Annotated in this window: 17 protein-coding genes; 10 read left to right on the forward strand and 7 right to left on the reverse strand. The window is 60.3% G+C overall.

The features are described 5' to 3' along the window. Positions 1-11: 11 nt before the first annotated feature. The 4 genes from R3C19_11380 to R3C19_11395 form a co-directional block, all read right to left on the reverse strand. Positions 12-284 (reverse strand): hypothetical protein, encoded by a 273-nt coding sequence (locus tag R3C19_11380; GenBank protein MEZ6060954.1) that lies wholly within the window; start codon positions 282-284, stop codon positions 12-14. 614 nt (positions 285-898) lie between these two features. Next, positions 899-1,774, reverse strand: a complete 876-nt coding sequence (gene asd / locus R3C19_11385) for an archaetidylserine decarboxylase (GenBank protein ID MEZ6060955.1) — start codon at positions 1,772-1,774, stop codon at positions 899-901. A 14-nt stretch (positions 1,775-1,788) separates the two neighbouring features. Next, positions 1,789-2,421, reverse strand: coding sequence for a GMC oxidoreductase (locus R3C19_11390; GenBank protein ID MEZ6060956.1), 633 nt, complete (start codon positions 2,419-2,421; stop codon positions 1,789-1,791). A gap of 35 nt (positions 2,422-2,456) precedes the next feature. Then, the gene (locus R3C19_11395) at positions 2,457-3,011 is read right to left on the reverse strand and encodes a hypothetical protein (protein ID MEZ6060957.1); all 555 of its coding nucleotides are present in this window, start codon (positions 3,009-3,011) and stop codon (positions 2,457-2,459) included. A gap of 587 nt (positions 3,012-3,598) precedes the next feature. Between R3C19_11395 and R3C19_11400 the strand changes: the two genes are divergently transcribed. From R3C19_11400 to R3C19_11445, 10 genes are all read left to right on the forward strand, one after another. Continuing rightward, entirely contained in the window at positions 3,599-3,904 is a 306-nt protein-coding gene (locus tag R3C19_11400) for a hypothetical protein (protein MEZ6060958.1), read from the forward strand. Then, a complete protein-coding gene (locus R3C19_11405; GenBank protein MEZ6060959.1) occupies positions 3,852-4,436 on the forward strand; it encodes a hypothetical protein in 585 nt (194 codons plus the stop codon). The genes R3C19_11400 and R3C19_11405 overlap by 53 nt, the downstream gene beginning before the upstream one ends. Positions 4,437-4,511: 75 nt before the next feature. Then, positions 4,512-5,831, forward strand: a complete 1,320-nt coding sequence (locus tag R3C19_11410) for a glycosyltransferase family 1 protein (GenBank protein ID MEZ6060960.1) — start codon at positions 4,512-4,514, stop codon at positions 5,829-5,831. Between the two features lie 13 nt (positions 5,832-5,844). Next, positions 5,845-6,729 (forward strand): UDP-2,3-diacylglucosamine diphosphatase, encoded by an 885-nt coding sequence (locus R3C19_11415; GenBank protein MEZ6060961.1) that lies wholly within the window; start codon positions 5,845-5,847, stop codon positions 6,727-6,729. A 399-nt stretch (positions 6,730-7,128) separates the two neighbouring features. Then, positions 7,129-7,779 (forward strand): hypothetical protein, encoded by a 651-nt coding sequence (locus R3C19_11420; protein MEZ6060962.1) that lies wholly within the window; start codon positions 7,129-7,131, stop codon positions 7,777-7,779. Positions 7,780-8,084: 305 nt separating this feature from the next. Further along, positions 8,085-9,440, forward strand: a complete 1,356-nt coding sequence (locus R3C19_11425; protein MEZ6060963.1) for a DUF1501 domain-containing protein — start codon at positions 8,085-8,087, stop codon at positions 9,438-9,440. A 493-nt stretch (positions 9,441-9,933) separates the two neighbouring features. Beyond that, entirely contained in the window at positions 9,934-12,108 is a 2,175-nt protein-coding gene (locus R3C19_11430; GenBank protein ID MEZ6060964.1) for a protein kinase, read from the forward strand. A 188-nt stretch (positions 12,109-12,296) separates the two neighbouring features. Next, positions 12,297-17,081, forward strand: coding sequence for a hypothetical protein (locus tag R3C19_11435; protein MEZ6060965.1), 4,785 nt, complete (start codon positions 12,297-12,299; stop codon positions 17,079-17,081). A gap of 12 nt (positions 17,082-17,093) precedes the next feature. Further along, complete coding sequence (locus R3C19_11440; GenBank protein ID MEZ6060966.1) at positions 17,094-17,822, forward strand: hypothetical protein; 729 nt, start codon at positions 17,094-17,096, stop codon at positions 17,820-17,822. A 347-nt stretch (positions 17,823-18,169) separates the two neighbouring features. Continuing rightward, positions 18,170-19,432: a transporter gene (locus R3C19_11445; GenBank protein MEZ6060967.1), complete on the forward strand. Its 1,263-nt coding sequence runs from the start codon at positions 18,170-18,172 to the stop codon at positions 19,430-19,432. Between the two features lie 104 nt (positions 19,433-19,536). Here the strand turns inward: R3C19_11445 and R3C19_11450 are convergent, their stop codons facing one another. From R3C19_11450 to R3C19_11460, 3 genes are all read right to left on the reverse strand, one after another. Next, positions 19,537-20,358 carry a hypothetical protein gene (locus R3C19_11450; protein ID MEZ6060968.1) on the reverse strand — a complete coding sequence of 274 codons (822 nt, stop codon included), beginning with the start codon at positions 20,356-20,358 and terminating at the stop codon, positions 19,537-19,539. A gap of 156 nt (positions 20,359-20,514) precedes the next feature. After that, positions 20,515-21,618 (reverse strand): cis-3-hydroxy-L-proline dehydratase, encoded by a 1,104-nt coding sequence (locus tag R3C19_11455; GenBank protein ID MEZ6060969.1) that lies wholly within the window; start codon positions 21,616-21,618, stop codon positions 20,515-20,517. A 31-nt stretch (positions 21,619-21,649) separates the two neighbouring features. Then, positions 21,650-23,404 carry an arylsulfatase gene (locus R3C19_11460; GenBank protein ID MEZ6060970.1) on the reverse strand — a complete coding sequence of 585 codons (1,755 nt, stop codon included), beginning with the start codon at positions 23,402-23,404 and terminating at the stop codon, positions 21,650-21,652. Positions 23,405-23,433 lie beyond the last annotated feature (29 nt).

Below are 23,433 nucleotides of genomic sequence, written 5' to 3' on the forward strand. Positions count from 1 at the left end.
GACAAGAAAGCTCAGCCAAAACACCACGCGCCGCCGAGCCAGGCGAACAAGTGGCAAACCGCTGTGACCGCCTTTTGCATCCATGTCCCGGATAGCTTGTCTCTCAGCACATTCTGCAGTGCCGAATTCTGTCCCAGCAGTGTCACGGTGTTCGGGAGTCGCGGGCGATCACATTCCAGCAGCAACTGAATCACAACATGCAGTTCGCCTTCTTCGATGAAGCAACTGCGAAACCGGGAATGCACAAGGGGATAGATTGGTGCGACGCGGCGCAGCAGCGACATACTCGGGCAAGCGGCAGAGGCGGCCCGAGTTCGCAACGCGGAAGCATCTCATCGACCGGTGGCGTGCCGACGCTCCCATCCGAACACTGTGCGCGGAACAATATGGCCGGCCTCGCAGAATGGTGACGCGAGCCACATGAGAGAAGACTTCAGCGGTTTCCCACTCCGCACGCATTCGATTGTAATCGCCGAAATGGGCGTGCAGCGAACTGACAATACACACCGCGAGGTTGGCATCGTCGGGAAGACAGTCAGCCAGCGACACCAGCAGCCGTCTTTCCGCCGGTGCCATTTCGGTCGACAGAAACACAACCAGCCGAATTCGCCACTGAGCCCGGTGAGCGGCCAACAGCGCCGCTCGGATCTCGTCGTTAGGACTGCTTTCGTGCGGCGGCAGATTGATCACGGTTCCCTGTGGACAGGACGCCGTCAGACTTTCGCGGAAACCTGTGGCACGCAGTCCCCGCGAGTCAACGATCAGACACAACTGGTCGCCAGCATTAGTCGCCGGGCCGGACGCGCGTGCATTTGTGTTGAGTGATTCCGGGAGTTTGCCGGCCGGCGAGTCAATCACTGAGGAACGCATTGGGAATGTGACGGGCATTGTTGATCTGCTACTTCCGTGCGTATGCGGGCCGACCGTATTGCACGGCGTCGCCCGGCTTGAACTGAAAGGCCAATGTGTCGTCAGGCTCCGTAATCAAAATCACTGTCGAACCCAGTTCAAACGTCGCGATCCATTCCCCCGCGCGAAACGACACCGGTGACTCCGGAAATGCGTGTGTGACTTTCGCCTTGTGGAACTTCAACGGCGACGGAAACGGGTGAGTGATATGGCCGACGCCCCATCCGGCCACCATCACAAGTACGAACTTCGCGCGATCGCCTTGCATTCTGAGAATCACGCGTTCGTTCAGCACGAATACGGGAAACTCGGATCGCTGAAACGGAGGATGCACCAGCAACCTGCGGCCGGGCACATGTGTCATCTGCAGCAGTCTGGCATCCGCGGGACAAAACACGCGATGGCAATCGCTGGGCGACAAAAAGCTCACGGCAAAGTGTCCTCCGTGAAAGCGTTGAATGTCATAGTCGGGCAACAGTGACGGCAGAGAATAATCGATGCCTTTGACCGTCATCACCGAATCATCTCGCAGAAGGCCGGCATCCTGGATCGTCGCATCGCACGGACACAAATAGCCTTCCGGTACGTTGGCAATTGGCCGGCATTCTTCGCGTATTCCGCGAGTAAACAATTCGTTCAGGGATCGGAATGCTGTCAGCGGCTGAGTCATTTCCCGTTCATCCAGCGCCTGGTATTTGTTGCCGTACACCAGCCCGAACACCTTGCGCCGCAGTCGCCGTGACGGAATGGGAACGCGCGACAGTCGTACGCCAACAGACGCGGCCAGCATATTGGCCATGCCGCCGTGAATGGTCTTTGCCTGGCGAATCTGTTCGCGGCGGGTTTGAAAAGTGGTGGCTGTCATCGATCGGCGGTCCTTCAGCAGTGAAGTGCGAGACTGGCAACTCGAAGAGAATTGGCAACAATCGTCAGCGACGGACCCACGCCCATCGAAGTTGGCAGCACGCTGCCGTCGACGACAAACAGATTGGCCCGGCCAAACAGCCGTCCGTCCCGATCCACCGACGCATGACGCGGACTAGAGCCCATGCGAACAGTTCCGCACTGATGAGCAACGTGTTCGTGTGAAGGGAACTCTTTGACGATCGTCGAGACAGCGCCCGTCGCGCGCAGGATGCGTTTCATTTCGCGTCCCAGCGCCTGGCCTCGCAGTTGATCGAAGCGGTTGAATGAATGTTCCAAACGAATTCCGCCGTCTTTGCGCAGAGACACGCGGTTCGCGGGATTCGGCAAGTCTTCGACAATTCCGGCCAGAGGCAACATGCGGGCGCGGAGGAACTGCACCACACGCTGCGGGACGTGTTTCAATCCCGATTTGGCCAGCAACAGAGGTCCCGGAGCCGGCAGAGACTGGACAATTCCCATCTTGCGAGGACAACCCGCCGTGCCGAAATAGAAGTCGGCAAACCCAACCTGTTTGACAAACGTGTGATCGGCTTCTGTCGCTCCGGCAAACAGTCCGATCGCGATGGGGGAATACCAGTGCATCATATAGGAGCATGATCAGTCCGTCATCGATGCCGACTTCAGCAGGATCGCGGGCGATCTGATTGCTCCGGCGCCGGTGAACACAACAGCGAGCTGTCAGGCATAGTTCCTGCTGACTGCTTCGGTCGCACAGATACGCCGGTGATCTGTCCAGTCCTGTTTGTTTCCAGCCGCAGAACATCGGTATTTGTCATCACGCGGATTGCCTCGACGCGGCGGGAGCCGTCAGGAGATCCGCTGCGGAACGGCGAGCACCGTGCGGGCACAAATATCCGGGCGTAGGCACGCAGCACAGCGGAACGATCGATCGCCAGCGGCAGCCGAAACGGCCGAAGCCCCTTCGTCCGGCAGCGGCCGATCAGTCGCAGATTGATATCTGCCATCGGCAGCACATCATGGGTATTGTGCTGACACGGAGGTTCCAGCGGACGGAAGCTATCCTGAGAGTCGCTCGCTGCCGCGAACAGCCGCTCGGCTTCATCATACCACGGAGCGAGATCCTCGTACTGAATGGGCCATTCCCACTGTTCGCGGGGAAGCTCGTTTCCATAATGTCGGCCAGGCAGAAAATCGTCGACACTGGGTCGCAGCATGACACCTCCAAACCGCCGTGCCGCCGCCTGAACGCCGCCCATATAGAGCCGCAGGGCCCCGAGCATTCACTTCGATGGAACGATCGTCGTATGGTCGTTTGTCGATGAGCGATGCCTGTTCGTCCAGCGGTTGTTGTGGAGACTGGCAGGGCATTGCCACGTTCGACCACGAGCACGCTGCGACCGGCGGAAGCCCAGACATAGGCGAACGCTGATCCGCCGGGGCCACTGCCAATGACGATGGCATCAAAATCGTAGTGCACGCAGATCCTTTGCAGCAGTGCGTTGCTCAGTCTCGATGAGTCGCGAGTACGGCAGTTTTCTGTCGACAAGCGCGAGTTATGAAACCGCCACGTCGTTCTGTAAATCCTGGGCAGGCGGAAAGTTGTGGTATTCACGAATACTTCAACGACACTTCGCCATTTCAACACAGCCATTTAGAGTTCGCCGTGTCTGGTGGATGAGCGATTATGCACCGGCCATAACCCGATTGCACAACCGAAGAACAAGGCATCGCGACAATTGGTTGAGCGGTCGCAAATGAACGATAACGAACGGCCTGTCGCCGTGAGCACAAGGAATGTGGAATGAGTACGGTGGTGGCCATTCAGCGGCAATATGATGAAGTCATTGCTCACAACTATGACCTCGATCCCTTGTCGCTGACAAATGATTCCCTCGATCACGCCATTGAACAGCTTGCTGCGGAAGGCTGTCTGGCGGCTGGCCTTCCCGCCCTGAGATCGCTCGATCCGGGCATGGGGACCGGCCTGTTTTACGAGAAGCTGCGCGTGAGTGCTCGCGAGCTTCTAATGTTCGGGCTGGACCTGTCCGGGCCGCATGGTCGAGATCGCTCGCGGGCGAATCCCGGACCTGACGGCGGCGGTGGATGATGCGGCCAACGTCGATCAGCATTTTCGCGGCGAAGTCTTCGATTTGATCTGCACGCACTTCATTACTGGTTTCGTGCCGCTCAGCCATCTTGCTCCGCGAGTGTTTCAAAAGCTGAAGCCCGGCGGATACCTGACTCTGCTGGGTGCCACCGGCGAAGCGTTCCCCGTTCTGCGCAGGAAGGCATCCGGGAAAATTCTGCAGCTCGTGTTTCGCGGCCGCAAGCCGGACCTTGCCAATCTGATCACGCCGGCCAACGCCGGTGAAGTCGCCGATCAATTGCTGCGGAACGGTTTTGAAATCATCCGGCTGGAGCTGCTGGAGCCGGAGCTGCGTTTCGCGAACTTTGATGATTTCATGGAGTTCGCTTACCACGGCGGCTGGCTGACTCCGTTCATTGAAGACATCGGACTGCATCAGGCGCGTCCGGCGCTGCGGAAACTGCTGAATTCCTTCGTGTTTCCGGTACGCGATCAGCATCGCATTGTTTCGGCGCTGGTTCGTCGTCCGGTGGACAGTGAATTCGACGGGTGATCTTCCGGCCCTGCCTGTAACCGCGGAGTGTCAGGACGGGACTCTGCAAACGACTGAAACAGCGGAACAGATTCCATGCGAGTTGCGATTGTTGCCGAAGTGTTTCTGCCGAAGATCGACGGAGTCGTGATTCGGACAATGAACCTGATTCGCCATCTCCGCGAGTCCGGCGACGATGTGCTGGTGATTTGTCCGGAAGCGGATGAGCGCGGAGACTGTGGCGTGGCTCTTGCTGAATTTCCCGCGTTTCCGTTTGTTGCGTATCCGGAATATCGAATTGGCACTCCGGATGATCGGCTGCTGAGCAGGCTGGACGAGTTCCGGCCGGATGTTTTGCACTTTCTGAATCCGTTTGCGTTTGGATTCCGCTGCCACGATCTGCTGCAGCGCCACGGTCGGCGGTATCCATGTGTTTTTTCGTTTCACACGCTGTACGGCGAATTCGTGAAGCGCTACCCGCTGCTGCGTCCCCTGTCGAAGATGCTGTGGTGGATGACGAAGCAGTATCACAACCAGGCTGACATGAATCTGACGGTGTCCGGGACGATGCAGCGCGAACTGGCTGCTCGCGGATTCGAACGCGTCGCGCTGTGGCCACCGGCCGTGGACAGTTGTCTGTTTGCTCCCGATCGCGCGTCGGCAGAAATGCGAACGATGCTGTCCGGCGGAGAGCCCGATCGTCCCCTGCTGCTGACCGTCTCGCGGCTGGCTCCGGAAAAGAACGTTGAGTTTCTGCATTCGGTCATGCAGAAGCTGCCACAGGCGAAGCTGGCGATCGTCGGTGACGGGCCTCATCGTGGTGTTTTGGAAAGCAAATTCGCCGACGTCGACGCGGTGTTTCACGGTTATCTGAAGGGTGAGCAACTGGCGTCGGCCTATGCGTCGGCGGATGCGTTCGTATATGCGTCCGAAACGGAGACGATGGGCAACGTGATTCTGGAAGCGATGGCATCGGGTGCTCCCGTCGTGGCTCCGCGAGCCGGCGGTATTCCGAGTCTGGTCGATCACGAAGAAACGGGCCTTCTGTTCGAACCCGGCGACGCGGATACGGCGGCCAGGCTGGCCGGGCGTCTGCTGGACGATTCCATTCTGCGTTCAATGATCAGCCGTTCGGCGAGAAACGCGGTCGAAGAAACCGGCTGGCGGCAGTCGATCGATCAGGTCCGCGAATGTTACAGGCGAACGATCGCCAGCGCGCTGAGCAGGTCCGCTCCGCGCCTTCATCGCCGCAGTCGCATGGCGGCCGTGGCGGTTCGAGGACTCGTGACGGCGTTTCGGGTTGTGTCGCCGCGTGGCGTGCTGCGCGATCGATTAACCATTCGCGAATCCGCGCGTGCGAAGTCAGATGATTCCATTCCGGTGACTGCTCCGGAAGCCGTTTCCGTCTCCACTTAACATGGATATGAACATGGAAGTGATTCCAGGCCAGCCACCGCGTTCGGTCCGCACGCTGTTCGTCAGCGACGTGCATCTCGGTTGCCGATTCGCTCAGACGGAACGATTCGTCGAGTATCTGGAAGCCGTTCATCCGGAACGCATCTATCTTCTCGGCGACATTCTTGACGGGTGGAAGCTGAAGGGATCGTTTCGGTGGAAGCCGATCTGCACGCGCGTGCTGAACCGCCTGATGGAACTGTCTCACGGCGGAACGGAACTCTATTACACACCGGGCAATCACGACGCGTTCATGCGTTGCCGGAATCTGCGGGATGCCGTGGCCGCCAGCGGGTTGCGGATTCACGTGGCGGATGAGTTCATTTTTGTGACACGCGACGGCCGCAGGTTTCTGCTGACTCACGGCGACCAGTTCGATTCGGTAGAAATGAACTACCGCTGGCTGTCGGTGGCGACGACTTACATCTACGAACCGTTCTTGTATCTGAACTGGTGTACGAGCCGCATTGTGCGTCGTCCGGACCGCAGTCCGTATTCGCTGTGCGGAGTTGCCAAGGAGCGTGTGAAGCGGGCGGTGAAGTTCGTGAGCAGTTTCGAGTCGCGAGTGGCAAAGCGAGTTCGGGAGCGTCGCTGCGACGGCATCATCTGCGGCCACATCCACAGTCCGCAGATCGTGGAATCGGAAAAGCTGACATACATGAACACTGGCGACTGGGTGGAAAACTGCACCGCCATCGTAGAACTCCACGACGGCACGCTGCAGCTGGAATCGAGTTACAAGAATCGCGAGACCCGGACGATGCGCGTGACGTGCGAGCCTGCCGTCGATGCGTTCTCATCCGATCCCGGCGACACGGAGGACGAAATCCGCGAACCCAGCCGCAGAGTTGTTGCCTGACAGGTTACCGAGTTCATCATCCGTGGCGGATTCCTGGCAGCACAGCGCCCCCTCAGGGTGTTGGTCACGGCGAGTTGTCGGCGTTGTAAGTCATCGTCACTCGAGAACCGGTCGGCAGACGATACTGAACTGTCGGGTGTTGGTGGTCCCATGCGACTTCATGCCAACCGTTTGGCAAATCGTAGTGTGGGACAAGCAGGCGGAATCATCAAAGCATTCAAAAACATGCCGCCCCATATCCGATCTCGGCGAACGAAGACACGGCCTGCCTGCTCCGTCCCACCTGCGGTCGCGTAACGGATATCCGTGGGGCGGCGCGGGCACGGTTCGGGTTGATTGAGCTCAGCTTTCAGCGAACCTGAAGCTTTCCACAGACCGGATTGGAGTCCGGCTGCTCGTATGTTCGATGTGTTATCGGGCCACGACCTGCCGCTGCCGGTGGCGTCACACGCTTCGCTCGTCGCATGGCAAGACCCGTCAGCGGGTCTGGTGTTGCTTGACCTTAACAGCAATCAGAAGGTTGTCACACTGCCAGTCACTGACAACGTGGAGGCGCTCGATTTTTCGCGTGACGGCCGATATCTGGCAGTCGGAAGCGTCGAATCTGTCATCTACGACCTGTCAGCGAACGCTCAAAACGTCGTTCTGGATGGCATCGGAAGGCCAGCCAACTGTCTCGCGTTTCCCCCGGACTCATCCGGCGTGGCAGCCGGTATGCAGGGCCGCACGATTCACCTTTCGAAACTGGCCCGAGATGGAAATTCGCAGAATGCCGTTCACAGTCGAGTGCTGCACTGCCATGCGGGAATCGTCCGTGCTGTGTTGTATTCTGCCGACGGCGAAACATTGTTTTCAGCAGCCTCCGATCGCACGATCCGCGTCTGGGACGTTGCGACCGGACAACAGCGAGCCGTTCTGAAAGGCCACACCAACAACGTCGACTCGCTGGCGTTGTCGCCCGACGGCCGCACACTGGCTTCGGCGGGATCTGACAACACCGTCAGGATCTGGCGAACGGCTTCGGAGCGCGACGTTCGCGATTTTCCGTAGCCGACTGACTGGTTTGACGGCACCTGTGCGTCACGGCTGCGTTGGCATTTTCCGTCACCTCCTGATTCGCACGATCGCTGTGCCAAGGTGCCGGTTGTTCCATCCCGGCGAGCTGATTTTCCATCGCAGCCCTGCACACCTGGCAGGGTTGCGCCGGAGCGGTGTAGCTTGGTTCCCTGTTTCGGCAGACCTTTCTCTGCCGGCGGAGCAGGCGTTTGAAAGCGCTGTTCACGTCGCCGGATTCGCGGTAGACTCGAAAGACTCTGCCACCGCCTTCCCGCCTCAACCCGCATCGGGAACCTGCCATGCTGTCAATCCTTGCCCGACCTGACGCCGGCCAGCGTCTGTGTAACGGAATCTCACGTCGCGACGCGTTGCGGATCGGTTCGCTGGGAAGCGTGGGACTGACTCTGCCGCAACTGTTGCGCGCAGAGGAATCGAAACCAGCGTCCGCGGGCAAACGGCACAAGTCGGTCATCATGATTTACCTGTGCGGAGGCCCGCCGCATCAGGACATGTACGACATCAAAGTCGACGCGCCAAAGGAAATTCGCGGCGAGTTCCAGCCGATCGCGACGAATGTACCGGGCATTGAAATCTGTGAGCTGCTGCCGGGGCTGGCTCGCAATATGGACAAGCTGGTGCCCATCCGGTCGATGGTCGGAGCGAAGGATGCTCACGCTTCGTACCAGTGCATGACGGGCTATCACCAGCAGAACGAAGCGGCCGGGGGCTGGCCTCATTTCGGTTCCGTGGTCAGCCATTTTCAGGGGCCGGTCAATCCCGGAACACCGCCGTTTGTCAGCCTGTGTTATCGCACAAAGCATACTCCCTATAACGAACCGGGAGCCGGCTTTCTGGGACTCGGTCAATCCGCGTTCGCGCCGAAGGGGCCTGGCCGCGACGACCTGGTTCTGCAGGGAATCACGCCGGAACGCCTCTCGAACCGTCATCAACTGCTGACATCGATCGATCGTTTTCGACGGGAAACCGACGCCAGCGGCCGGATGGACGGCATGGACGTGTTCACCGAACAAGCGATGAACATTCTAACGTCGCCGGAATTGTTCAATGCGCTGGACGTCACCAAAGAGTCGCAGGAAACTCGCGACCGCTATGGCGTGCAGGACGAAACCAAACCGCGAGGCGACGCCGCTCCGCTGTGTCCTCAGAACTTCCTGGTGGCTCGCCGGCTGGTGGAAGCCGGCGCGCGAGTCGTCCCGGTGAATCACAGCTTCTGGGACTGGCACGGCAACAACTTCAAGACCGCTCGCCACGAACTGCCGATCTTCGACCAGGGCGTTTCGGCACTTGTTGAAGACCTGCACGAACGAGGGCTCGACAAAGACGTCACGGTCGTGATCTGGGGCGAATTCGGCCGGACTCCCAAGATCAACAACGACGCCGGACGCGACCACTGGCCAAACGTCTGCTGCGCACTGCTGGCCGGCGGCGGAATGCAAACCGGCCAGGTGATCGGTGCCACCGACCGTCTGGGCGGAGAAGCCGCCGAGCGTCCGGTGACGTTTCAGGAAGTGTTCGCCACGATCTACCACAACCTTGGCATCAACCTGGATTCCGAACGCCTGTTCGACTTCCGCGGCGTGCCACGTTCGTTCGTGGAACCCGGTGTGAAGCCGATTGCGGAACTGGTTGGGTAGCAGCGCGCCGCCAACGCGACCTACTGCCGGTTTTCCAGCAGATACCGCAGATGAAACCGGCGGATGCCAGCGCCTCCGCGGCGTTGTCCAGGTCCGACCGCCGCAGCAGGACATCGACGTCGCGAGTGAACCTCACCGCCGCCCTGTCGAGTCGTCCGACCCATTCCACAACCGCGTTTTCGCCCGGTATGGCGTATGCGACCCCGCCGGCTTCCAAAGCCGCGACGGCTCGTTTCAGCCGCTACTGTACTTCTTCGATCGCCATCGCGACTCGGCTCCAGCCTGAGGTCTGTTGCGAACCTGCCGGCATCGTCAACCTGTTTGAAAAATGAATCCGGTGTGTGCGACGAACAGGACAGCCAGTGTATCACGGCGCAGCGGCATTGATTTACTTATCCGCTGCCGTGAGAATTGGCCGATTGCGGTTATTGGGAACCTGCGGCGCGCGTCACGCCGATGTTCCGTCCAGCGTAAGAGGGCCCGGACAAAGCGCATGTCTGACGACAAGTTTACAGGCCGAAAACTGGATGACCGCTACCACCTGGCGCGGCGGCTGGATGCCGGTTCGTTCGGTGCCGTCTACGAAGCCGTCGACCTGAAATTCGACAGCACCGTCGCCGTCAAAATTCTGTTCGAACAGAACCTGGAATCCGCGTCGTCGTTCCGCAAGGAAGCCCGCCTGGCTCGCCAGTTCAAGCATTCCAACGTTGTCACTGTGTTCGACTACGGCTCTGACAAAAAGCTGGATGTCGGCTACATCGTGATGGAGTTCCTGAAGGGGCACCGGCTGGATCAGTTGATCGTGCCGGAATCACCGATTTCGGACCGCATGATCGCGAAGTTCACGGACGAAATCGGATCGGCTCTGCAGTCGGCGCACGAACGGCAGCTTGTGCATCGCGACCTGAAGCCCCGCAACGTCATGCTGGTCGACGAAGGCACGTCGCATGAACGCTTTGTGCTGCTGGACCTGGGACTTGCCAGCCAGACAGATTCCACAGCGACTTTGCGAAATCAAACGCTGGACGGTGCCATGACGCCGCACTACGCGTCGCCGGAGCAGTTCAATCAGGGCACGGTCGATTTTCATTCCGACATTTATTCCTTCGGCACGGTGCTGTACGAGCTGATCACGGGAAAGATCCCGTTTCCACGCGAGCAATTGCTGGGAATGATGATGGCGATCTGTAACGACCCGCCGCCTCCGTTCTCTCAGTTCGCTCCCGACCGCCAGGTTCCTCCGGAACTGGAAGCCGTTGTGATGCAGTGTCTGGAAAAACGGGCGGAAAACCGGCCGTCGTCGATGCAGGAAGTTCGCGATCGCGTGCTGGCGTCGATGGGTTTTGCGACCGGCTTCTACGATTTTCCGGGCCGGGACACGTCGCAGTCCGGCAGCAGTTCGACGCTGACTCCCGCGCATCACGCGGACGTCGACCAACCGTTTGATTCGAAGGAGACCGTCGCGCCGCCGCGCCCGGGTTCCGGAAGCGACATCAGCCGGACGGCGCTGCCGGGATACCCCGCCGAATCGCGCGCAACCGGAACCCTGTTGCCCGGCGAACCACCGACAACCGACGTCGCCGGAACGCTCGAGCCGCCCGGTACCGGTGGATTTTCGACCGGCGACACAGCGCCCCCGGGCAGCCGCCGGGCGTCCGGCTGGGCAAGACCGCACGCTCGCCGCGAGACCGCGTCCAAAGGCAGGACCTGGCTGTTGCTGACTCTGCTGCTGGTGCCGGCTGCGGTTGTCGCGGCGATGCTGTACGTCCCCGGCAAGAAAGAAGCGACGACTCCACCGCGACCTTCGACCGTGCAGTGGGAGCCTCCCGCCGGTTTCGCACCGGTCGAGGGAGCGGAATTCGTGACCAGCGCCGAAAATGGTGTCTCATATCCCGATTGGATTGAGCGTGATCTTGGCGGCGATCTGCGCGTGCGGTTTCGGTTGATCCTGACTTCGCCGGATCTGGGTCGCGAATGGAAGATGCCGCCGTTCTATATCATGGAAACGAAAGTCTGGAACGAACTCTTCAACAGGTTCTGGGACGAAGCCGGGAATCAGACGTTTTCCGGAGCCGATCAGGACCGATGGCGAAACGGCGGCCAGGCAAATGGTGACGACGTACCAGCCGCCGGGCATCCGCGAAACCCGGTCTTTCGAGTCCACGCGATGCAGGCCTACGAATTCGGCGTCTGGCTCGGTGGTGAAAAAACGTGCCACCTGCCAAACCGTGACCAATGGAAGCTGGCCGCCGGACTGCCGCAATGGGAGGCGATGTCCGCCGAAGACCAGACCCGATGGCCCGAAGGACCGTACCACGGACCGTGGCAGCCGGATTCCTCCGACATCGCCGTCAACCGATACAGCACGGGACCGATTCCGGTGATGAGTTCGAAGGCGGATGTCAGCGTGACAGCGTGTCACGACATGGCGGGAAATGGCCTGGAACTGACGGAAAACATCCTTGGCGGCGGCATCGTCGGTCCCGAAGTTGTTGTGCCGGGCGGCATTGATGTTGACCAGCGAGTCGAACTGCAGGGTCGGTCTTATCAGTCGACCACGGGCCCGCTGCAATGGTCTGATCTGAAGACCACGGGACTGCCGCAGACAACCGGCTACGTTGACTTTGACCCCATGGTTGGCTTCCGCGTCGTGCTGGAAACGAACTGATTGCTCGCGCGGAGCGCCGATTTTGAATCAGCACGAAACTCCGGCAGCGATCCCTCGAAAATGGCTTTCCTGAGCTGTGACCGATCGGAGTCGATAAGATGCCGGAAAATTCGAGGCGAAGGTTCTGGCGAAACCGAACCTGGTTTCGCCCTGATCGCAAACTCCGCCAGCGAAACGGACGGTGAACCATGAATTCTTCCGATCGGCTTCGTCACGATACCACGCGCTGGTTGTCCTGGTGGCAGGCGGCCACGGTTGCCGTGTTGCTTTTCTGGTCAACCGCCGGCGTTGCTCAGCCGCCGGATCCGGCACCGACTCCCGTGTTGCGGCACGATCCCGGCGGACCCGACAGTTTCGTGAAGGCACTGCAGTTCGCTCCTGACGGGAAGACTCTGTACGTCGCGGGGTGGAATAAGGTTGTGCAGGTTTACAAAGCCGGCGACCTTCCGGAATTTCACTACGAACCCAGGCTTAACTACCGCGTGCCGGTCGGGCCGGGACGATTCGGAATGATTGAGGCCATGGCGCTGTCGGACGACGGCCGATATCTGGCCGTGGCCGGACCGGGCTGGGCGAAAAGCATGGATGCGCTGATGAAGGTCGGCTACGTCTGGCCGCGCGGGGCTGCCGATGAGGCCATCTGGAATGACGTCGGCACGATCTACGTCTACGACACGAACTCCCGCGAATGCCGAGTCCTGCGAGGACACCGCGGCGATATCCGACAGCTTGAATTTCCCGCTGGCGGCGGTGAGCAGAATCAGGCTCCGCGGCTGGTGTCGGTCGGTTTTGAATACGAAGGCGAAACGATCAATCAGTCCGTGCGCGCGTGGTCGATCGACGACGGCACCCCCATCGGCCAGCCGCTGATGCTTCCCAACAGCAATCTGCCGCCGCGCATTCGTGCCTGGAGCGATCAACAGAACTCGCTGCATGTCGCGGTCAGCATCTCGCAGATCACAAGCTCCGGCGCCACGTCGGAGCTGAAGCTCTGGAGCCCCTCGCGGAATGCCGTCGCCACGTCGCTTCCCGTCAGTCCGGGTGTGTTCGCGATTGAGCTTTCCGGAAGCGGCGGTTCCCGGCGTCTGTTCGCCGGACACACAGGCGGCGCGTCGGCATACAACGTCAGCGACACCGGCCGAAACGCACGTCAGGCTATCAGCGGTCTCTCCGCCGGAGCGACTCCGTTCGCCGCCGCGGAGATCCCGTCTGCGAATTCAAACACGGCGTCACGGGTCGCGTTCATATCCATTCAGGGAACCGACGGCGGCGACCTGGAGTACTGGCTGAACATCGCTGACGGCGGTCGCTCGCGGCCTGTTGGCCGACTGTGGACAAACACGAAGGAGCGGGGAGAAACCAGTACCCGGCTGCGCGAACCGGCGCTGGTGGTGTCGGCCGACGGTCAATTGCTGGCCGCAGCAGGATTTCAGGGCAACGATGTTCGGGTCTATAAACTGGCCGACCTTCCCAGCGCCGGAGTTCGCGGCGAAATCGCGCCTTCGCAGATTCTGGCGTCGGAAAATGCCGTCCCCTCGCATGCGGCGTTCGCCAGACGAGACAACGCCACCGGCATCGCCATCGGTTTCGGAAATGCGTCTCAAACGGCACCGGTGCTTTCGAATGGTCGACCCTTTCCTTCCGGCACGCTGATTCTGGATCCCGGCACCGGCACGCTGGCCGACAACGCGACGGGATGGACGCCCGACGTCGCGTCTCCGGGACGATTGACGGGGCGGTTGTCGACAGATCGAAGCACCGTGATTGTCAGCGGCGCGTCGGCATCGTTGGCGTTGACGATTCAGGTGCCGCAGGCATTTCGGCCGCCGGATGTGCTGGCGGAAGTGACGGCTTATGTGCTGTGCCCGGCGGTCGGGAAAAATCCACCGCTGGCGATCGTGGCGACACACATTCAAGGCGAACCGTTCCTGAACGTATTCCGCGCCGATACCGGTGACTTCCTGCGCGAACTGACCGGACACGTTCGGCGGATTTCAAACCTGTCGCTGTCCGCCGACGGAAATCTGCTGCTTTCGTCGTCACTGGATGGCACGGTGCGAGGCTGGCTGCTGGAAGATCTTGTGGACACGACGATCGGTCATGTCGGCTTGCTCAACGGTCTGCAGGTCGCTGCGCGCGACGGGAGGTTGATCGCCGAGAAGGTGCAGCCGAATACTCCTGCCGCGACCTCCGGCATCCGCGAAAACGACGTCATAGCGGGACTCGTACACGACGGCGAAGTCGTGACGTTTGAGAATCCTTCGCAGTTTTATCTGCACATGTCTCGCACGCCGCCCGGTCCGCAGGCAACCGTTGTCGTACGGCTGACGCGAGGCGGCAGGAACACGGACGTCACCGTTCCCGTCGGTCAGGGAGCCGACATTCGCGAACCGCTGTTTTCCATTCTGGTGCAGAATGTCCCCGGCCAAAACGTTGCCGGCGCGAATGCCAACGCGGCCTGGAACTGGCTGGTCTGGAGTCCGCTCGGCCAGTTTGATCTCAGCGGTCCCGAGCTGGAACAGAGGCTCGGCTGGCATCTGAACACGGGCGACGACGGTGCACCGGTCACATATTCTTCCATCGATCAGTATCGCGACCGGTTCTGGCACGAAGGACTGCTGGGTCGGCTGCTGACGGGAGATCACCTGGCACTTCGGCCGGCTGCTCCGCCGCCGATTCTGGTCTCGCTGCTCAGCGACGACGGACAGGTGGCGACTCCGGACTACGACAACGATCTGGTCGTTCGACAGGCAGGCGGTTCGCTGCTGCTGGAGTTTCCGGACGACGCCGGCCGAATGGTGCGAAGCGCCGAATGGCAGATTTCGGACGGCGAAGGCGGCAACTTTGCTCCTGTTCGCGGCGACCTCTGGGAAGCTCGACTCAACGCCGCTCAGGTTAACCGGGGCCAGCGATTCCTCAATATCCGCCTGCTGACCGCCGATCAGCCGCCGCGGGAAGTCAGCCGACGGTTTGGTCTGCGGTATCAGCCGGCGGCTCCCGAATTGAAGCTGGTGTCGCCGGACAACAACATCGGCACCGTCGCGGACGCTGTCCTGCCGCTTCACGCGACAGCCGCGTTCGCAACGCCCGGACGCGTCGTGCTGACTCACGGATTCGACGACAACCAGTCCGTCGAAACAACCACCGACTTCGAAACCTCCGGCGACCTCCGCCAGGACATCACTCTGCGGCCCGGCCGAAACACCCTTCGGCTGGTCGCCCGCAACAATGACATCCCCGACGACGTTGCTGACTTCGCGTTTCTGGAAGAATCCTCCCTCGAAATCACGGTGACCTACACGCCGGTTGAAGCCCCTGTGATCACAGTCGAAAGTGTCGAAGTCACCGAAACCGGACAAGCTGCGGATTTGAACGACGGCTCACTGACGGTTGACCGATCGAATATCACTATCCGCGGCACGATTGCCGGCGATCGACCGCTGACGGAAGCGTCTTTCCGATTCAACGATCAGGAATCCGCGTTTGCCGGTTTCACAGCGGGCAGCGCGCAGCAGTTTCCCTTCAGTCGGCAACTGCAGCTTCAGCCCGGTCGACAACGGCTCACGATCTCGGCGTCCGCTGGCGGTGAATCGGGTACGCTGGACCTGGACCTGAATTTCCATCCGGCGCTTCCCGCTGTCACTGTGCTGTCACCGGAACGGCAGCGAACCCTCCTGGACGCGTCACGCGATGAGCACTCTGTTGCACTGCACGCTCGCGTGGAGCAATTGGGGGGTGACTATCCCTTCGAGTTCGATGTGGCGGTTGACGGGCAGACCATTGACCGAAGTTTGCTGTCCTTTGACGCGGCGTCGGGAACATTGTCCGGAACTCTGCCCCTGGTACCGGATGCGAATCAGCAGTCAGACGAGCACCGGATCGAAGTCCGCCTGGCGAATGAGTGGCGGCGGGAGTCCGTGCATCCGCTGGCGGTCGAGTTCCGGCATCCGCCACGGCTGGCCGACGTCACCGTGAACCGACCCGGCGATTCCGCGATTGCAGACATCCTCTGCCAGGTCGAAACTTCGCCGTCTCGTCCCGTGACAAGTGTTGAGGTCACAGTCAACGGCAGTCCGGTTCCCGTCGACCGTTTCAGCGTTGACGGCGATGATCCGTCGCAGCATCAAATGCGGATTCCCGATGTCCCGCTCCGGGAAGGTCCGAACGAAATCAGCATCGTGGCGCATAACCGAGACGGCCGGTCCAATGCCGCCGATGCACGGGAAGTTGTACCGCCTCCGCCGAAACCCGCCGTCATTCGGTTGCCAAATCCCGTCGGACAGGTGTCGAGTGCTGAGCTGCCGATCGCGTTTTCCGTGGAATCCGAATCACCGCTGCAGCGCGTGGACGTCGTTGTGCGGCAGGATCGCGGACCGGAACTGCGAACGTCGCTGCTGGCGAACGCCGCCGACCGGCCGGGCAGCGTGCAGACCTTCCGTCACGAGTTGAACCTGAATCCGGGCACCTCGGTTGTGCGAATTGAAGTGCAGAATCGGGGAGGCTTGTCGGAAAGTTCCTTCGCCGTGTCCTATGTGCCGCCTCCGGTCAGCGTGCACCTCACCAGTCTGGAACCACTGAATCAGCAAAGTCCCGCCGCGCTGCCGAAGCTGACCGATGGGAGACTGGTGTTTGATCAGCCGGCCGGTTTCTCCCGGGCGACGCTGCACGGTTTTGTTTCCTGGTCGCCCGGTATCCGGCCGACGGCCGATACCTGGACAGTTCGCGTCTGGATCAATGGCTTTCTGCGAAGCACGTCAGCTGTCGTCAACGAAACGAAGCGTCGCACGGAATTTCAGATGCCGGTTGTGCTGAATCAGCGTTCCAACCGAATTCGCATTGAAGCCGCTGTCAACGACCTGAACCAGCCGCTCAGCGATGAGAACCTGGCGCTGCTGGAAGACATCCCCGTGCGCTGCACGAACCCGGAGACTCGGCAGCGGCTGCACCTGGTGCTGATGGGACTGCAGATGTAAGGCGATCGAAATGTGGCCAGCGCCGAACAACTGCGCGACCTCGCCGATCAGGCACTGCTGCTGCAGGCTCCCGAAAGCGCGTTTGAAAAGATCGAGCTGTACCCGACGCTGACCGGGGACAACGCCCTTGGCCGGCAGTTGAAGACCGTCATGTGGAACGTCGAACGGGAACTCCGACAGCAGCGCGACGCCGGTGCGCAGCCAAACGACGTCGTCATGTTTTACTACCGAGGCCGCGAACATCGCCGCACGACGGGTGATGACGGTGACTTCGTGCTGGAAGACTTCGCGAACCGCGCCGTCGTTCGCGACCCCGCCAGGCGCGACGCAGCTTTCCGCGATACTCAATCGATCACCGGCACCTACCTGTCGGCACTGTTCAAGCGGCTGCCTGGAGCCCACGTCGTGTTTCTGGACATGGAGGATCCTCAGCCGACGATACCGGTGGCCGGGAGATACGGACATGACTGGCCCCATTTTCCGAACCTCGGACTGTTCCGTGTCGCGTGGACCGGGCCGCAGCCGGGAATCACGAACCCGCCGGGACCGCTGCTGACCGCCGTGCGCAAAGCCACCGCGGAACCGGATTCCGACGGTGTCGTCGTGCTTGGAACGATCGCCAAAGTGGTAGAATCGTATTTCGCCGGTTCCCGGTCCACTTCGGTCGAAACGGTTGTTCCGCCGGATCTGGCCACACTGACGCTCGCAAGGCTGGGGCGAGGACAGTCGCCTGACCGCTGACGTCTGCCAGCGGACGCGTGCCGGAAACGTAACCACGGTTCGAAGGTCCGGCGGTGTTCGTCATGCACATCGCAGTTTCGCTGTCTTGCCGGATCGTCAAAGACTGCCGGCAATCCGCAGATGAAATAAGCGGGATTCCCGCACGTGGTTTTTTTCCGCGTGAAGGGATCTGCACGATTCGCCGTCACCCTGTACGTCTGTTGTGGCCGATTCAACTTCATGGATTCGGCCCGTTCGTACCGTTGTCAGGTACGTCGTGGCCAGCAAGGCTTTGCCGCATCGTTTGGCCGGAGAGGTCGCCGGCTGACACGGTATGACGGCTACACACGCAGGGAAGGCGAGTTTCTATGATTCGGCACAGGCTCATCGACGGGATCGGCGCGCGCTGTTCCCGAATCTTTCTTGCTGCTGCCACTAGTCTCTCGCTGGGCGCTACCGCCTTCGCCGAATCAGACTGGGTTGGACCCAGTGGCGTCGGTTGCGGCACGGGCTGTGGTCCCGGTTACGGCATCGGTTGCACCGAAGACAACTGCACGGACCTGGCGGCTCCGGTAACGACGGAACCCATATACAGCCCGTCACCAAATCCGATTCAGGAATCTCCCGCCTACTCTCAGCCCGCAACTACGCCGTCAAATGCGTTTTCCAGCGGGACACCGCAGGGCTTTCCGTCGTCGACTCCTTCCGGATCGAACATTTTCTCCGGCGGCGTTGAAGGAACCCTCACGGCTCAGGCTCACGCGCCCGGCTACATCGACAACGCCCTTCCGCAAAGCCAGTTCCGTATCCGGTTCGACGGTGGCTGGAATAATGTGACCCCCGACCGGGCGGAATTCTTCTACGCTCAGTGCGGTTGTGCCGGAGGACCGGGCCCGGGCGATCCGAACACCGGTACGATCAACGGCCGAGTTGACTATCAGGACATTCGAGCCTACCTGGAAATCGCGACGGGGAACCGTTCGTCTATCTTCGGTGAAATCCCGATTCGCTTTATTCAGGGTGTTGGTCCGCTGGACAACCGCGGCAACGGAACCGGCACCGCCAGCGGTCTCGGCGATATAGATCTGGGCTTCAAGTACGCTCTGACGACCGATCCAAACGACATCCTGACCTTCCAGTTGCGTGCGTACCTTCCGACAGGCGACGCGGACCGCGGTCTGGGAACTCAGAATGTGAATCTTGAGCCCGCACTGCTGTGGCGAAGCCGTGTCAGCAACCGGGTCACGGTCTTCGGTGAACTGCGTGACTGGATTCCCATTCAGGGCAGCAAATTCAACGGTCAGAACTTCGCGGGCAACGTTCTGCGATATGGACTGGGTGTCGGTGTCACGGCGTACGAAGACTGCAACCTTCAGGTGTCACCCATCACGGAACTTGTCGGCTGGTCCGTTCTGGACGGTCTGGTGAACGACGCGGCAGTGACCGCCGGCGGTCTGGGACTCGGAAACCCGCCGGTTTCCGCGAAGACGACCATTGTCAACGCGAAGTTCGGTCTGCGAACAATCTTCAAGCGGAATGGAAGTTCACTGTACTTCGGCTATGGCCGCGCGCTGACCGGTACTCACTGGTATCAGGACATCGCCCGAGTCGACTACACCGTCTACTATTAAGCCGCCGTCCGCTCTTATGCGGCATCGAACACAAAAGCCCGGCATCGCAATGATGCCGGGCTTTTTTTGTGTTCGACCTCGTTCCGTCAGCAAACCTTGTCTTTCTATTCGACGACAAGTTCGCTTTCGGCGTTGTTCAGGATGCGCTTGACGGACATCACCGTGGTGACCGCAGCGACTTCCCGGAACTGATCGCGGGGGGCGGTGGATTCCTTTTCTTCCTGCGTCACCTTCACTTCCCAGCGCACGAGACCGAACGGCACATCGGCGGCCACCCAATAGTCGCCGGTGTTCGTCGATCGCATCCGAGTGCTCTCGATCGTCAATTCGCCCTTCAGATGCTTCGACGGGAATGACTGTCCGGCTTTCGTCTGCGGCACTTCGGACTCCGTCACGACTTCCGGAGAACTGTAGTTGGTCAGTTGCGTCATTGTCGGATACACGCGCAGTGCCCGGCTGGTCATCGGTTTGACGGGATTTTCTCCCAGTCGCTGAAAGCCCTTGACGATCGGCAGCTGATCGTTCGGAATGGAATCCGCGTCGACGGCTGTATCGATGACTTTGCTCTCCGGAATCAGGACCTTGTAAATGGTCGCCCCGACCGGCCCCGGATCTATTCCCGCGGCCCCGGCTGTTCCGGTGACGGTCTTGATTTCGATCCAGCGGCACGGCTGACGTGTCCCTTCGAACTCCGCGTCCTCGCGTCCGACCGACTTGATGGACAGTTCCCGCGTAAAGGACAGCACTTCCTTGCCGTCCGGGATATCCGGACGGAAGTTTTCCTGCACGAACGTGCCTTCATATTCGATGCCGATGCCGTCCTGCGGCAGGTTGAAGATCAATCCCTGCGCCGGCGCCGATTCACAGGCAACAACGATGATTCCCAGGACAGCGGCGACAACGGCTGATCGGTTTCCCACGCTCATGAGCAGCGAACCTCGTAACGAAAACTCCCGGAGCAGTATTGACTTACGTTGGGATACAGTGTGTCAGCCAAACGGACTTTGACGCAAGAGGAAACGGCATTGGCCTGCGGGATTCCCCCGGCCTGCCGTTTCTACCGGTCAAACTCACCCCAATTGCTACTCCACAATGACGACCGGGTCTTTCAGGACGTCGAATCGGGGCCGGACACCCAGTCCGGCTTCCCGAGACGCCGCCATCCGACCGTCCTGACGATGCGGTGCACCTTCCGCGTTGCTGACGGTGACATAACTGTTGAAATCGGTACTGGTAAACAGGAACTCCGTCGGCGTGCTGTGCGCCAGAGCCGCGATCGCTGCTGTCGTGATATCACCGCCCCAACTGTCTTCGATCGTCATGGCGATCCCCAGTGACGCGCATAAGTCGCGAGCCTGCCGGGCCTTCGTCAGACCGCCGAATTTGCTGATCTTGATGTTCACGACATCGGCTGCCTGGTCTGCGTGAGCCTTCAGCAAGACGTCGATGCCATCGACGTGCTCGTCGATGACGAACGGCAGACTCGTGCGACGCCGGACCGACAGGCACTCTTCGTAGCTCAGACACGGCTGTTCGATGTACACGTCGACGTCCCGAACAGCGTTGACCACTCGAACAGCCTCGTGCATCAGCCAGCCCGTGTTGGCATCCGCAACCAGTTTGTCGCCGGGCTTCAGCACCTCGCTGACTGCGATGATCCGTTCAATGTCTTCGTTCGGATTTCCTCCGACTTTCAACTGAAACCGACGATAGCCCTCCGCGCGATAACCTTCGACGTTCTTCGCCATGTCGGCGGGAGACTGCTGGGAAATCGCCCGGTACAGCACAAAGTCGTCTCCGTAGCGACCGCCGAGCAACTCGCACACCGGCATTCCGGCGGCCTGACCCAGCAGGTCCCAGCACGCGATATCGATCGCTGATTTCACGTAGGAATGACCCTTCATCGCTCGATCCATCAATCCGTTCAGCTTACCCGGCTGCGTGGGATCTTCGCCGATCAAATGCGGGCCCAGTTCGCCGATCCCGGTTCTCACTCCCTTCGCGTATGCCGGCAGATAGAACGGGCCCAAAGGACACACTTCGCCGTGTCCGGTCAGACCGATGTCGGTTTCGACCTGCACGACCGTGCTGTCGAAAACTTCGACCGACTTGCCGCCGGACCACTTGTAGCTTCCCTCATGCAGCGGAAGGTCGACCTGATAGGCAGCGATACGCTTGATTTTCATAAGGTGTCCATCTTCGATTGGCAGCCGGCTGCTACAGAATTTTTCGCGTCAGCGTCAACAACCGGAAATCCATCGCTCTGTCGCCGGGGATCTTTGTTGCTCGCAATTCCAGAGTCCCGGTGCCGGAATTCAGGTGGATCGTGCCGGCCGTCATTCTGGCCCAGTGCTGCTCATAGGATTCCTGGCGAGGCACCCGGTCCTGTGCTGCGCCAACGAGTTCCGATTCGTGAGCGGTCGTTATCGTGGATGTCAGTGAGTCGTCGTTGAAGCTGAGTCGCAGTTCTGTTCCGACGGATGATTCCGGACACGTGTAGTAGATGTCGACTTCGTAGTCGCCGGTCGCCAGCACCTCCGCTTTCCACAGAAGAGCGTCGTCGGTGCTGGTCCAGTTTGTAAAGAACGAGCTGTTGGGAAACCGGTTTGACCGTTCGATCATTCCCAGCGACGTCGCGTCGCGCGCCGGAAGCTGCGTGACGGCGGCATCCGGATGAGCGATGACAAACGGCCGATGATCGTCGTCGTATCCCGGCATGACGTCGTCGCGATAACGTTTTGCTTCCGCTTTCATCGTCGCCGTGATTTCCGGATGCTGCTGGCTGACATCTGTGTCCTGGCCAGGGTCCGCCGCCATGTCAAACAACCGGCCGTCGGTGTCCAGCCGGTACCGCTGGCTGCGGACACTGACACTGTCCCGCCACGACGATACGATCAGTCGTTCCGGCCATTCGGCTTTGGCGGACAGCAGCAGCGGTTTCAGACTGAGTCCGTCGAACGGTTTGTCGTTCTTCGTGTCGATATCCGCCAGCTCCGCCAGTGTTGGATGCAGATCGATGGCCGCGGCGATCTGAGTCACCAGGCTGCCGGGTTCGATTCTTCCCGGCCAGCGGACCAGCAGCGGCGAACGCACTCCGCCTTCGTCCGTTGAACCCTTGCGTCCCTTCATTCCGCCGTTCCACCGCCAGCCGTTTGGTCCGTTGTCACAGAAATACACGACGATCGTGTTGTCCGACAAATGTGCTTCGTCCAGCGTCTGCAGCAGACGACCGATGTTCCAGTCAACGTTTTCGCACATCGCCAGCGCCGCCCGGATGTGGTTGATGTCTTCTCTGTCGGGGTCGCGGTTGTGCATTTTCAGCTCGGCGTCTCGAAACCTGTTCCACCAGCGGTCCGGCACCTGCATCGGCGAATGCGGCGTGTTGTAGGCCAGGTAAACGAAGAACGGCTCGCTTTGGTGCGACCTGATGAATTCGATCGCTTTGTTCGTGAGATCGTCCGTGATGAACCCATCGCCCTGTACGATGCGGCCGTTGTGTTCCAGCATAGGGCTGAAGTAGTGTCCCCAGTGTCCGGAACAGAAACCGTAGAATTCCTCAAAGCCGCGTGCGTTCGGGTGGTAAGGATACTGTGTGCCGTTGTGCCACTTTCCGAAGGCCGCCGTTCGGTATCCGGCGGCTCTGAACGTATCGCCGATCGTCTTTTCGTCCAGATCCAGTCGCTCGCCTCCGGCTGATGTGCTGTAAACGCCTCCGCGCGGATGATACCTCCCTGTAAGAAACTCAGCCCGCGTCGGGGAGCACACGGGGCACACGAAAAACCGGTCGATACGTGCTCCGTCCGCTGCCAGTTGATCGATGTTGGGGGTGCTGAGATTCCTGTTTCCGTTCAACGACAAATCACCCCATCCCTGATCGTCAGTCAGAATGACGATCACGTTCGGACGCTCAGCGGCCGCCGCTGGCACGACAAGCACGGCCACCAAACACAGTCGCATAATGATTTCGTGCATCGGTCGTTTCTCTCCTCGCTGACATGACG

The organism is Planctomycetaceae bacterium (assembly GCA_041398785.1).
In the GTDB taxonomy this organism is placed as follows: domain Bacteria; phylum Planctomycetota; class Planctomycetia; order Planctomycetales; family Planctomycetaceae; genus JAWKUA01.

Coding starts and splice junctions, on each gene's coding strand:
- R3C19_11380 (MEZ6060954.1), bottom strand. CDS start 284: ATGTCGCTGCTGCGCCGCGTCGCACCAATCTATCCCCTTGTGCATTCC.
- asd (MEZ6060955.1), bottom strand. CDS start 1,774: ATGACAGCCACCACTTTTCAAACCCGCCGCGAACAGATTCGCCAGGCA.
- R3C19_11390 (MEZ6060956.1), bottom strand. CDS start 2,421: ATGATGCACTGGTATTCCCCCATCGCGATCGGACTGTTTGCCGGAGCG.
- R3C19_11395 (MEZ6060957.1), bottom strand. CDS start 3,011: ATGCTGCGACCCAGTGTCGACGATTTTCTGCCTGGCCGACATTATGGA.
- R3C19_11400 (MEZ6060958.1), top strand. CDS start 3,599: ATGAGTACGGTGGTGGCCATTCAGCGGCAATATGATGAAGTCATTGCT.
- R3C19_11405 (MEZ6060959.1), top strand. CDS start 3,852: ATGGTCGAGATCGCTCGCGGGCGAATCCCGGACCTGACGGCGGCGGTG.
- R3C19_11410 (MEZ6060960.1), top strand. CDS start 4,512: ATGCGAGTTGCGATTGTTGCCGAAGTGTTTCTGCCGAAGATCGACGGA.
- R3C19_11415 (MEZ6060961.1), top strand. CDS start 5,845: ATGGAAGTGATTCCAGGCCAGCCACCGCGTTCGGTCCGCACGCTGTTC.
- R3C19_11420 (MEZ6060962.1), top strand. CDS start 7,129: ATGTTCGATGTGTTATCGGGCCACGACCTGCCGCTGCCGGTGGCGTCA.
- R3C19_11425 (MEZ6060963.1), top strand. CDS start 8,085: ATGCTGTCAATCCTTGCCCGACCTGACGCCGGCCAGCGTCTGTGTAAC.
- R3C19_11430 (MEZ6060964.1), top strand. CDS start 9,934: ATGTCTGACGACAAGTTTACAGGCCGAAAACTGGATGACCGCTACCAC.
- R3C19_11435 (MEZ6060965.1), top strand. CDS start 12,297: ATGAATTCTTCCGATCGGCTTCGTCACGATACCACGCGCTGGTTGTCC.
- R3C19_11445 (MEZ6060967.1), top strand. CDS start 18,170: ATGATTCGGCACAGGCTCATCGACGGGATCGGCGCGCGCTGTTCCCGA.
- R3C19_11450 (MEZ6060968.1), bottom strand. CDS start 20,358: ATGAGCGTGGGAAACCGATCAGCCGTTGTCGCCGCTGTCCTGGGAATC.
- R3C19_11455 (MEZ6060969.1), bottom strand. CDS start 21,618: ATGAAAATCAAGCGTATCGCTGCCTATCAGGTCGACCTTCCGCTGCAT.
- R3C19_11460 (MEZ6060970.1), bottom strand. CDS start 23,404: ATGCACGAAATCATTATGCGACTGTGTTTGGTGGCCGTGCTTGTCGTG.